This window comes from Paenibacillus sp. O199, from assembly GCF_001636635.1.
Taxonomy (GTDB): Bacteria; Bacillota; Bacilli; order Paenibacillales; family Paenibacillaceae; genus Paenibacillus; species Paenibacillus marchantiae.
This window is the reverse complement of sequence record NZ_LGRP01000003.1, coordinates 1-12,245: the sequence shown is the minus strand read 5'-3', so window position 1 is coordinate 12,245 and position 12,245 is coordinate 1. Positions and strand designations below refer to the sequence as shown.

9 protein-coding genes and 1 pseudogene are annotated in these 12,245 nt (G+C 44.1%); all 10 read right to left on the bottom strand.

Annotated elements, in window-relative coordinates:
• Nucleotides 1–24: 24 nt before the first annotated feature.
• On the bottom strand, nucleotides 25–1,254 hold the full coding sequence (locus tag A6049_RS05355; protein WP_063563647.1) for a multidrug effflux MFS transporter: 1,230 nt from the start codon (nucleotides 1,252–1,254) through the stop codon (nucleotides 25–27).
• 335 nt (nucleotides 1,255–1,589) lie between these two features.
• Nucleotides 1,590–1,739: pseudogene (locus A6049_RS32470) on the bottom strand (universal stress protein); the annotation flags it as partial.
• 66 nt (nucleotides 1,740–1,805) lie between these two features.
• Nucleotides 1,806–3,041 (bottom strand): CynX/NimT family MFS transporter, encoded by a 1,236-nt coding sequence (locus tag A6049_RS05350; protein WP_063563646.1) that lies wholly within the window; start codon nucleotides 3,039–3,041, stop codon nucleotides 1,806–1,808.
• Between the two features lie 221 nt (nucleotides 3,042–3,262).
• The gene (locus tag A6049_RS05345) at nucleotides 3,263–3,829 is read right to left on the bottom strand and encodes a helix-turn-helix domain-containing protein (RefSeq protein WP_063563645.1); all 567 of its coding nucleotides are present in this window, start codon (nucleotides 3,827–3,829) and stop codon (nucleotides 3,263–3,265) included.
• 146 nt (nucleotides 3,830–3,975) lie between these two features.
• On the bottom strand, nucleotides 3,976–6,234 hold the full coding sequence (locus A6049_RS05340) for an FAD-dependent oxidoreductase (RefSeq protein WP_063563644.1): 2,259 nt from the start codon (nucleotides 6,232–6,234) through the stop codon (nucleotides 3,976–3,978).
• A gap of 23 nt (nucleotides 6,235–6,257) precedes the next feature.
• Nucleotides 6,258–7,085 (bottom strand): carbohydrate ABC transporter permease, encoded by an 828-nt coding sequence (locus tag A6049_RS05335; RefSeq protein WP_083584613.1) that lies wholly within the window; start codon nucleotides 7,083–7,085, stop codon nucleotides 6,258–6,260.
• 15 nt (nucleotides 7,086–7,100) lie between these two features.
• A complete protein-coding gene (locus tag A6049_RS05330; protein ID WP_095205980.1) occupies nucleotides 7,101–7,985 on the bottom strand; it encodes a carbohydrate ABC transporter permease in 885 nt (294 codons plus the stop codon).
• 122 nt (nucleotides 7,986–8,107) lie between these two features.
• Nucleotides 8,108–9,415, bottom strand: coding sequence for an ABC transporter substrate-binding protein (locus A6049_RS05325; RefSeq protein WP_063563643.1), 1,308 nt, complete (start codon nucleotides 9,413–9,415; stop codon nucleotides 8,108–8,110).
• A 93-nt stretch (nucleotides 9,416–9,508) separates the two neighbouring features.
• Nucleotides 9,509–10,276, bottom strand: a complete 768-nt coding sequence (locus A6049_RS05320) for a response regulator transcription factor (RefSeq protein WP_063563642.1) — start codon at nucleotides 10,274–10,276, stop codon at nucleotides 9,509–9,511.
• Complete coding sequence (locus A6049_RS05315) at nucleotides 10,254–12,077, bottom strand: cache domain-containing sensor histidine kinase (RefSeq protein WP_063563641.1); 1,824 nt, start codon at nucleotides 12,075–12,077, stop codon at nucleotides 10,254–10,256. The genes A6049_RS05320 and A6049_RS05315 overlap by 23 nt, the downstream gene beginning before the upstream one ends.
• Nucleotides 12,078–12,245 lie beyond the last annotated feature (168 nt).

Sequence of the window (12,245 nt, the reverse complement as noted above, 5' to 3'; positions counted from 1 at the left end):
AGGATCAATCCCTCATATTCTCAATTAAAAGTTAGCATCAGACTGAGCATGCTGAGGTGTGTGATGCGATATTTTTTTAACGAGTAGGAAATACGTAAGAATCGCAACGAGACTGGTCATTAATAAAGTGAGTCCAAGTGGGACGGCAGTGTCTTCACCTGCGATACCAACCAGAGGAGCAACCAGCGCGCCTAAAAGGAAAGGAACAACTCCGAGTAGCGCTGCTGCACTTCCAGCCATCTTGGCTTGGCTCTCCATCGCAAGCGGAAATGCTGCAGTAGACGTAATACCTATGGAGCAAACAAAGAAGAACAATGGAATGACCAATGCGAACAGCGGGCCATGAACTATGGTTACCACCAAAGCTGCAACGCTTGCCGCTAGAGCAAGCCACAGTCCAGATAATAGAAGAGTCTGCTCAGGTATACGTTGTGCTAACCGACCCACAATTTGGGAACCGATGATCAAGCTGATCCCGTTCGAAGCAAACAATATAGCAAATACAGTTGGTGTGACTCCATAAATATTTTGGTAAATAAATGGTGTTCCTGCTACATATGCAAATACCCCAGCCGTCATGATTCCCTGTGCAAGCATATAGCCGACAAACTTGCGGTCACGTAGTAGCGTTCTGTAATTGCCCAACTGTTGTTTGAAGTTGGGAGCCATACGTCGTTCAGGTGGGTTAGACTCCTTCAAGCCCCACTTTGTCATTATTAATAAGAAAACGCCCAAAAATGAGAGTGAGATAAACACTCCAATCCATGTCGTGAATGAAAGAATGCCACTTCCAGCGATCGGTGCTGCCAAAGGCCCTAAATTCCCTACAAGCAACAGCAAAGAGAAGAATTTAGTGAGTTCATGTCCACTGTACAGGTCTCTAGCTATCGCGCGAGAAATAACAATTCCTGCTGAAGCCGCAAACCCTTGAGTGAACCGAAACAAAATCAATAGTCCGATATTAGGAGCAAAAGCGCACGCCAAGGAGCAAATAATATAGGCTGCCATGGAGATTAACAACGGTTTACGTCTACCGTGAGCATCACTCAAAGGACCCATAACGAGCTGCCCCACACCTAGACCTAATAAACAAGCAGTAAGACTAAACTGAACAAGTGATGCACTTGTATTGAAATTCTTTGCAATCTCAGGAAAAGCCGGTAAATACATATCAATAGTAAATGGGCCTAATGTTGAAAACAAACCCAGCAACAATGCCAGGCCAAATACATTCCAATTATTACTCTTTATCATTGTTGATTAAATCTCCAATTCATTACGTAATTTAGTTTATTTGAATCGTCATTACAATCCATTTAGCGTTACCTATCCCCCGTTCACACCCCACGTCTTATTGATCCTAACAAATTGTAACTGCCCTACTCCAGAAAAGCCACTTATTTTTCTTTCCTATTCGGAGTATAGGACATAGAGTTAACTGTAAGTCAATAGTTCGTTTAAAAGCAATCATAAAACCCCCTACTAGAGCAAATTATAGTTTTGCTCTAGTAAGGGGTTTTTAGACTATTAATGTAACTCGTGTTCCGCATTAGTATATCAATGCATCAGCCTTGCAGTTTCCTAAGGATTTAGTGCACAATGAGCACTGGGCATTTCGATAACTGTGAAACCTTGTGGCTGACACTTCCAAGCATCATTTCTTTTATGCCACTTAGCCCCCGGCTACCAATAATAATAAGTTGCTGCTCAGTATCCTTAGCATATTTTAATATTTCATGTTGCATTGAGAAGTTTGTTCGTTATTCCAGCTTGATCAATTGCCACAATAATTTTGTCAAACATAGTTATCGTCCTTTCCGTGGCAGCTCGTAACGACTTCCGCTACCTACAAAACGGTTTCTTGCTGCTCCCATTCCGGCTAACAAAAGTAAGACCGAAGCGCCCAGCAGAATGAAAAGTGGCATATCCCAACTATTTGTCGCATCATGCAGATATCCAATAAGTGCAGGACCAATTGCGGCAAGAAGATATCCGATCGATTGCGCCATGCCAGACAATTCCGCTGCTTGATGCGCATTTTCAGTGCGTAACCCAAAAAACATCATGGATAAACTAAAGGCGAAACCTACACCAATTCCCAGTATTATGATCCACAATAATATAATATTGGAGCTTCCGTAAAGAAGCCCGAGTGTTCCCGTCAAAAGCAAAATGGTTGTGATAACCACTAACAAACGTTGGCTAGACATGCGCCCAGCAATAACAGGAACAATAAATGTAAATGGAAGCAGTGCTAACTGCATTATCGAGAGGTACCAACCTGATTGGGTTGAATCAATTCCTTGCTGCTTTAAAATTTCAGGTAACCATGCGATCAACACATAGAAAACCATGGACTGTATACCCATAAATAAGGTTACCTGCCATGCAAGAGGGGACCGCCAAACATTCAAATCGTTGCTGGCCCTCTGCTGACTGGTCGTGACTGTTTGCTTCGATTGATTTCTTAATTGGGGTAACCAACAGAGAATGGCTACAAAACTTAGAACCCCCCATATTCCTAATGCTCCCTGCCATTTTAGACCTGCGTTCACAGCTAGCGGTACACTGATTCCTGATGCAATGGCTCCACATAAACACATTGAAACGGAGTAAAGACCTGTCATAGAGCCAATTTTATTGGGGAAATCCCTTTTGATTATACTTGGCAATAATACATTACATATGGCAATTGCAAATCCTAGAATTACTGTTCCAATATACAGATTAGCTGCACCAGATAAAGAACGTATTACAATGCCAATTGTCAAAAAGATTAGGGCAAGCAAAATGATACGTTCAACCCCATACTTTCGGCCTAATTTCGGTACTAGAGGCGATAATAAAGCAAAGGCTAGCAAGGGTAAAGTCGTTATCAAGCCCGCTAATGTATTTGAAATATGAACGTCATCCCTTATTAGACTCACTAAAGGACCGACTGATGTTAAGGGAGTACGTAAATTAGCAGCAATAAAAATAATGCCGAGAATGATAAACCCTATAGAGGAAGGTAGGGCTTTTGTATTTTGATTGTTCAGCATTCTTCAATTCTCCTTCTGAAATCACAGGTATTATTTGTTCCCTGTTGATTGTAAAAATGGTGCAATAATTATCCGCGCGGACAACAAAAGTATATTATAGTATATCATTATTTACAATAAGTATTTTATAATATAATTAAATTGTCTAAAAAAACAAAAATACAACTCTGAATTCCGGTGATGGAATTCGGAGTTGTATTCATAAGTGGAATTTGCGACTTTTAGAAACCATACTTCAAGGCTATATGCAGCACGGTTTCACTATTCGTATGATTAGTATAAGAGTGAGGAGAATCAGCACGAAAACTAATCGTATCGTATTGATTCAAGATGTGAATCTCTCCATTGACTTGAATTTCAATGGATCCCGTCATTACGGTCGCAATTTCAGTTGTATTCACATGATGTCCTTCAGGATGGTAGGAGCTATTGGGCTGTAAGTAAGCCCGACACATTTCAATATCGCTGCTAGCGTTTTTAAAGACGGGTTCAATAACCCAATTTTTTTGTTCATTAGAAAACCGCAGTCCTTCGCCTGCTCGATACAAACTTACAGGGTCTTCTGATTTGAACAAAGCCAAGAGTGGTAAAGATATGCCTTTTGAGATTTTCCATATGATCGCCAAAGTTGGATTTGTCTCGCCACGTTCGATATTTCCCAGAGTAAGTTTGCTTACGCCTGTCAATTCCGCTAAGTCATCTAAGCTCATGTTGTTTTCTTTTCTGTACCTTTTCAAGGCAGCGCCAATTTGTAATACAAGTTGTTTGGATTCGTCGACTTCTTCCATTAGATATTCACCTCAACAAAAAAGCAGTTATAAGCTAGTATATCGTTTATCTAGATTCTTTTCCATACGATTAGAGTTCAGAAGAAGAAGGCGAGATTTCGGCCAATCATTTATTTGTGGATGCTAGCTGCGGAACACGGGTGCCGTCATCTATAAGAATCATATAGTCGAATTTCAAACACTTCTGCCCGATCGCCACCGTGCGTTTCCTTGATGATGACCCTAATCCGTTTTGATTGGATCGGATTCTCAAGGCGATGAATCTTTTTGCGAGTAAGGTTATGGCTATCAACAGCAAAACGTTCCCATTCCCCATTAATATATGCCTGCACCTCGTAGCTCTTAACCAACTCGGGAATGATCAGAAACGGTGTCTCGTGATGATGCAAATTGATCAAATCCTCATTAACATCGTCATTAAAGGTAAGGTGGATTTCCTGAATATCCACTGGTTCTGGAAGGTTGACTTCAATCCATTCTTCACGGCCATTAGCGATGGGTTCCGATACCCACAGCTGTGGACCGCCAAACGGGCGGACATAGCCGTTGATGACTTTATCAGGTGAATAAGCGCCAGTCTCAACTGCAAAACAGAATGGCTTTCGGACAAGTCGCTTCATCGACCATTCGATAATGGGCTGATTCGGCTGATGATCCTCCAGATCAGAGCTGACTATTGGCTTAACTCCCCGCTCAAACGCGAGGACACCGCTGATCGGGACAGCTGATGTATAGAGACTGACTGCTTCATTCGCACGAACAATGATAAATACATTACAAGGATCGCCTCCAAACATTGCACTGTCTGCAAGCACATCCAACCATTGATTTTCACCTGCATCGACCTGGATATGCAAAGCTTGCTTGAAGTTTGCCGGTACATAATTCTCATGGCGACCGGTATCCCATAGTTCTATAGTGAGACTTGTAGCCTCACGGGCAGAGACCAACAGCCTAAATCCTTCAATTCCCCCATCGGTCGGGAACAGCCATCCAACGTCAGCGAGCAGCAGGTACTCTTCGGAAGGTTCGTTGATCAAAATTCGGGTCATCGTGCTTGAAGCCGTGATGATCCCCTTTCTCGCAATGTCAGCAGAATCCATATTTCTCAGTCCTATAATTGAGGCATCGGTCCGTAACATCGTTTGCTGCAATTCGGTTAAATGCTCCTCACGCAGCTCACGAGGCGTGATGCCTTTGATTACCGATAAGGCAGCGCCTACACCTGCCGCTTCTCCCATTACCGCACAAGTTGCCATGACGCGGGTTGTTCCGAATGCAACATGCGATGCACTGATATTACGTCCCGCAAACAGCAGATTGCTGACATTGCGGGAGTACAGACATCCAAACGGAATATGATAAATGCCATCCGCATGCAGATGTTTGGAGCCGCTCTCGCTTGCATACATCCCTTGTGGGGGATGCAGGTCGATGGACCAACCACCAAAGGCGACCCGGTCTTCGAATGGGCGTTGAGAGATAACATCGTTTTGCGTCAGAATCGTATCACCAAGGAAGCGGCGGTATTCGCGTTTGCCTGGAATCGATCCTACCCATTCCAGCGTCATCTCCTCGGCCTGAAACTTGCCGGAGTTCTTAATATAATCCCAGATGCCATAAATAACAGACCATAACTCATCCCGAATCTGCTCATTCTCATGTACTGTATCCAGCTCGCCGCCCCATTCAATCCACCAGTAATGACAGCCAGAATCTCCACTGCGGATCACACGCTTTAGCGGAATTGGGGTTGTCGTAATGTCTTTAGCAAACGATGGAGCTACAAACCGTACCGGTTTTCCGGTATCTTTCGTATAGAACAACAGTGTGCTGCCAAGCGTAATATCATCAGCAACTTCCGGTGCCCATTCTTCCCCGAACTCATGACGGGCTTCACGGCCAATCCGGTATGCTGCTCCAGCGAGAAATCCGACGAGTCCGTCACCTGTACAGTCAAGAAAGATCTTACTTTCAAACGTAATCTCACGCTCGGAGCCCATCATCCAGCCTTTCACGCTACGAATTATCCTTGCATCCTTCTCACCGTCTGCTTCTACTTCTCTAACATCCGTATTCATAAATAGAGTCAGATTAGGTTCGGCTCTTACCGCCTCCAGCAAAGTAACGTCCCACAAATAGGGGTTGCCTTCCGGATTCCGTTGTTGATTTTGAATGAATAATTCACCCATAATGCCGGTCTCCCGGGCGTAACGGTTCACGCCATGCCCCGTTGCACCGCATACCCATACACGTACCTCGGAGCTGGAATTGCCGCCAAGTACAGGACGATTATGCACGAGGGCAACCTTTTGACCTAATCTTGCCGCTGCAATAGCGGCACAAATCCCGGAAAGTCCTCCGCCAATGACCGTAACATCGAATAATAGTTTCTCGCGTCTCATTAATTATATAAGCCTCCTTTGAATTAGCCTTTTACAGCTGAACTGGATACACCTTGAATAATATATTTCTGACCAAGCAGAAAGATTAAAATCATAGGGATAATCGCTGCGGAAGAAGCTGCCATCATTCCGTTATAATCAACGTTGTTTTCCAAAACGAAATTTTGTAGACCAAGCGGAATCGTATAAAGCTTTGGACTCTGCAGGAAAACCAGAGCATTCTCATAATCATTCCACTGCCAGGAAAAATCGATAATCGCAAACGTTGCAAGCGCTGGTTTGGCTAACGGTAACACAAGCTTGAAGAAAATTCGAAAATGACCCGCACCATCGAGTAATGCAGATTCTGTAATCTCGTTCGGTATACTGAGAAAGAATTGACGGAGCATAAATACGCCAAATATCGAGAACATGGCTGGCAGAATTAATGCCCAATGCGTGTTATAAATATGAAGCCAGTTAAACAGGATAAACTTCGGAACAAAAACGACTTGAGGAGGAATCATCATCATGGATAGATACACGATGAAGAGGGTATTACGTCCTTTAAATTCCGTACGGGCGAAGCCATAAGCAGCAAAGGCCGACAAAAAAACGGCACCTGCTGTACCAATCACGGCAATCTTAATTGAGTTCAAATAATAAGGGAGAAAGTTATAGTTTCCCGTCCAGATTCGCTTATGGCTGGTCCAGTCCAGCTTCGAAGGAAGCCATTGGCGGAATACCTCACTAGGGGTCTGGAAGGAAGTACTGAGCATCCATAAAAAAGGGACAATCATAAACAACCCTGCAATCAGCATAAGGATCGTGACAGAAAGCTTAACCGAGCGTGTCTTCGTTATTCTAAACATAGAGCCAGCTCCTCTCTAGTAATGGACCCAGCGTTTTTGGCCGACCCATTGGATAATGGTAATGACAAGAATAACCGCAAACAGGAACCAGGAAATGGTTGACGCATAGCCCATCTCATAATAGCTAAATGCCGTTTTGTAGACGAACAGCGACAGAATCGTAGTGCTTCCGCTTGGGCCGCCGCCCGTAATCGCTTGGATGAGAGAGAAGGATTTGACCGTCATAATCAGCCCCGTAATCAATAGCATAAATGTCGTTGGACTAACAAGCGGCCATACAATCCTCCATGTAATAGTTGCTTTCCCTGCACCGTCAATACGTGCCGCTTCAAGTTGCTCAGTCGAAATCTCCTGCAGGGCTGCCAAATAGATAATCATGTTGTAACCTAACATAAACCAGATTTGCACGACGTCAATGGCATACATCGCCGAACTTGAATCGGCGAACCAACCCGGAGGCGATACAATGCCGATAAAGCGAAGTACTTCATTAATTGGCCCCTGGGACGGCTGGAACAGCAGCATCCATACAAAAGCAACAGCAACACCGCTTGAGATATATGGCAGGAAGAACATGCCTCTAAGCAATCCTTTCAAATACACGCTCCGGTTAAGCACAAGAGCAACGAGAAATGCAATTGCTAATGAGACCGGAACGGACATCAGGAATATGATCGTATATTTGATTGAAGCATAGAACTGATCATCACCAAAAAGGCGTTGGATATTATCTAATCCGGTGAACGTCCAATTCGGATTGGCGAATTGATAGTCCGTGAACATCATAAAGAAGGAGTACAAGGCAGGCAGAATAAAAAATGCCAGGATACCGAGCATATTAGGCAAAATAAATATGTAGCCCACCCAGCCTTGTTTCCGAATCCAGCTGTTCCTTTTCACAGAAAACGCCGCCTTTCTTCTCGTATGAAACTTTTTAAATACAGCAAAGAGAGAAGACGGAAGCGAAGAATCCTTCTTCTCTCTTAAGGATATTGTCAATATTCGATTATTCGATTATTTGATTATTTGATATATTCCTGATGGCGTTTGGCCATATTCTTAAGCGTTGTATCAATATCCTGCTCATTCAGGAAGTATTTCTCATATTCTTCCTTGCGGGCATCCAGCGCTTGCTGCGGTACATTCAGCTGGAATGATGGGAACTCACCGAACACAACGCTATTCATCGACTCTGTATCGTATTTGTCTTCAACACCTTTGAGCAGCAGGTCCATCGCCTGCTTGTTATCAACGCTCTTCGAGGATGGAAGGCGCCCTCCACTTGCCATCGGCAACATTCCGCCGTCCGCATACCACTTTGCGAACTTCCATGCCGCATCCTGATGTTTGGATTTTGCGTTAACGGAGAGCATATCACCTAAACCACCAGCATACTTATAATCCTTCTGATCGGCAGATACTTTCGGAATTGTAGCGAATGCGATTTTGAAGTCATGTGGAAAATCCTTCAGGTTATTGGCGTTGCGGAAAATAAATTCTCCTGCGGCTAACATAGCTGCTTCCCCTTTAAGGAACATTGTGTCTACCGGCATCTTGCTTGTTACTTGTTCTCCATATTCGGGCGTCGATTTGTCCACAAACATCATGTCATGTACGATTTGAAGCTGCTTTTTCCAAAGATCATTATTAAAGTTAGATGTTCCTTCCGCCGTGGTTACCCCAAGACCCGCTATGGTACCGTCAATTGCGGCGGTAAAGGCAGCATCATGCTGCATAAGACCGTACACATTTGATTTTGTTAGCGCTTTCGCATATTCTCTCAAGTCATCCCATGTCCAATCAACGGGAGGAATCGGAAGACCGGCTTCATCCAGCATGCTTTTGTTAAGCCAGATGAATAACATGTTTTTCTTTGTCGGAATGCCATAATACTTATCCCCGATTTTCCATTGAGCGGCGTCTACCCCCATTTGCTCGTCGATGTTGTAATCTGTTCGGCTGCTCAGATCCAAAGCGACTCCTGCATCAACACGTTTCTGTAAACGGTTAAGCGTGTAGTTGACGAACAAGTCTGCGTCCTGACCCGTCATGAGCGCCGTATCCAGCTTTAGGTTACCGGGGTCATCATTTACATAACGGAAGTACTCGACCTGAATGTCGGGATTTTCTTTGTTCCAGCTGTCAATCACTTCTTGAGGTCCAGCCTCGGCAGGAACAGCTCCCCAAAGCGTGAGGTTGATGGTCTCACCGGCATTTTGATTTGCCGATCCTGCACTCGCTCCCTCGTTGTTAGCCCCTCCGCACGCGCTGAGCATCGAAGCTGTCAAAGTCGTAATCAAAGCTGCCTTTAACCAATTTCTATATTTCATTTACAGTCCCCCTTATCGAGTTGATAAGCTGCTTGCTACGTCTTTAACTTTATCACCAGCCTGACATTGGGGGTATGAACGGTGTTTGGATATTCATAGAACGATTTTTTGTTCTTTCCGGTATTCGTTCGGGGTCAACCCACACCACCGCTTGAATATTTTAATGAAATAATTGTCGTTCTCGAAGCCTACCAACCTGCCAACTTCACTCACCGTTTTCTCCGTCTCTGTCAGCAGCATTTTCGCTGCTTGAACGCGGCGGTTCTGAATAAAATGCGTCATCGTGATCCCCATCTTTTTCTTAAATAAGTCACTGACATAACTGGCATCCATGCGAACATATTCAGCCAATCTCTTTAATGTCACATCCTCGGCGAAATGCTCCTCAATGTAGGTAATCATTCGGTTCAGCTCTGGATGATCTGTTGGTTCTTGGGTAGTCTTATCCGGGAACCATTTATCTGCCAAGCGAAGCTTATCCATTCTTGTCAGCTCTCCGGCTACTTTGTCCATGGTTTGCTTCAGTTCCTTCAAATCCAGAGAAAGTTTCATCAAATAACCTGAAGCCCCGTATTCCAATGCTTGTCTGGCATACTCGAATTCACTTACTGCCGTCAACATAACGAATCGGCATTCATGTCCTTCCTTTCTCGTGAGCTGGAGTAAACGGATGCCATCCATTAGCGGCATGAAAATGTCGGAAATGACAACATCAGGCTGCAGTTCCCGAATCAACTGCAAACCTTCCTCGCCATTTACCGCCTCACCGATAATTTCAAACGGAATATTCGCCTTTGTAAACAATTTGCGCAAGCTTGCTCTTGCGTACTGTTCATCTTCAACGATCAATGTGCGCCACAATGGTGCTCCCCTCCTTCAAATAGGGTTTGGATAACAATAATGGGAAATGCATGATGACCTGCGTCCCTTCGTCCGTCGACTCTATCCGAAGTCCTGTTGGCTGGTTCTTAAACATAAGCTCCAAACTCTCGCGAAGGTTCTGTACACCAATGCTTTTTCGTTTCCGGTAGGACTGATTCGCCTGGGATTTTTTCATTCCTATGCCATTATCCGCGACCTCCAAAATAAGCAGAGAGTGGTGGCATGATGCACGAATGTCGATCTGCCCCTCAAGCTGTGTTTGTCCAAACCCGTGAATCAATGAATTTTCTACCAGCGGCTGTAGACAAAATTTCGGAATCAACGCATACTCCAGATCTCTGGAAACTTCATAGTGGAGCTCGATGCCATGTCCAAACCGTTTCCGTTGGATATCCATATAGGATTCAATTAGCACAATTTCCTCCTTCAGAAGAATAAGATCAACCTCCAAATTCAGCGTAGTTTCTAATATTTTTCCTAGCGATACACAAATCTCGTAAATCTCATCTTCATCCTTATCCAGTGCAATGCTCTTGATTGTATTCAGCGTATTCAGCAAAAAATGAGGGTTCATCTGACCAAGCAACACCTGAAATCGGACAAACTGCTTCTGCCGCTCCTCAAGCTTTAACTGTTCCAATAGATTATTGATGTCTGTGATCATGAAATTGAAGCTTCGGGTTAGCGCCAGCAATTCACCTCTGCCTTGTTCCGGCAGCTTTGTCTTCAAATTCAATTTTACGGTTGTCTCCATCTTTCGTTGAAGATGCTTTAAAGGACCGGTAACGGTTGAGGAAATGAAGTAAGTCAGCAACACAAACAGCAGCAGGATGGCCCCATATACGGTATAGAACCTCAGCTTCTGTTTGTTCACTTCTTCAAATAACAAGGACAAGGGAATCTTTTTCACAAGATAACCGTCAAGCTCTTGAATTTTGTTATAGGTATACATCATATGATTGTTCACAATGGATTGGGAGGAGGTATCCTGTCCCTGGCTTTGACTTGCTGCTGTTATGGCAGATGACACGGTAGAGGGTATGTTCTGCCCCGACTTGGATTGGAGCATAATATTACCATATCCATCCATTAGAAAATAGGCTCCTTCGCTATCGCTGCCGAATGTATTTCCCTCCGTTTTTTCCTGAAACCATGCTTCATAATCGATACTAAAACGTCCATAAGCAAATGGTTTTAGTCCGTCGTCACGCAGCACTTCGTAAAGGCTCAGCATCCGATTTCCTTTTCTCTCACGAACGCCAGTCGTCAAATCATTGGATTTCCATACGTACCGTTGTCCCTCAGTCCTCTTCAGCTCCTGTACCCAGGGCTCGGAACTGATGTGGGCATAATTCAGAGAATTCTCTGGCGTATACGAAGTGTAAGCGTTTCCTTTTAAATCGATCAATGTGTAGAATACGGTAGCTCCTGTAAGGAAAAAGCTGTTTTCAATACTAGCGAATTTATTTTCCACAATCCGCTTTCGATGGATAGCATCATATAATTCCGGCTTCTGCATCACTTCCCGGAGGACAGAATCCTGATCCAGCAGCATCCCAGTCTTCATCACAAGACTCATCAAATCAATAAGATCGGCTTTGATGCCTTCGAGTTGCTTGACGTTAATGTCCGAAGCATCCCGCTGGAGCATAACTTCCGTTTCTCGGAAGTTGTAGAGAACTAATATGGCTATAGGCATCAGGAGGAATAACAGAAACGAAAATAGTATTCGGTGTTTAAACGTGCCAGGCGTTATTCGTCGCAGCCATCTGGTCAACATGATTATTGCTCAGCCCTCCCATTGGTGTATACCTCCCAATTTACTGAACATTATGGGAGATCGCAACAGTAAAATGTAAGCGCTCATATGAGAAGTTGGGAATCTCCTCTTTCCTATGGATAAAAAAACGACAGCCAAATAATTGACTGTCGTTAGGTTGATGCTATT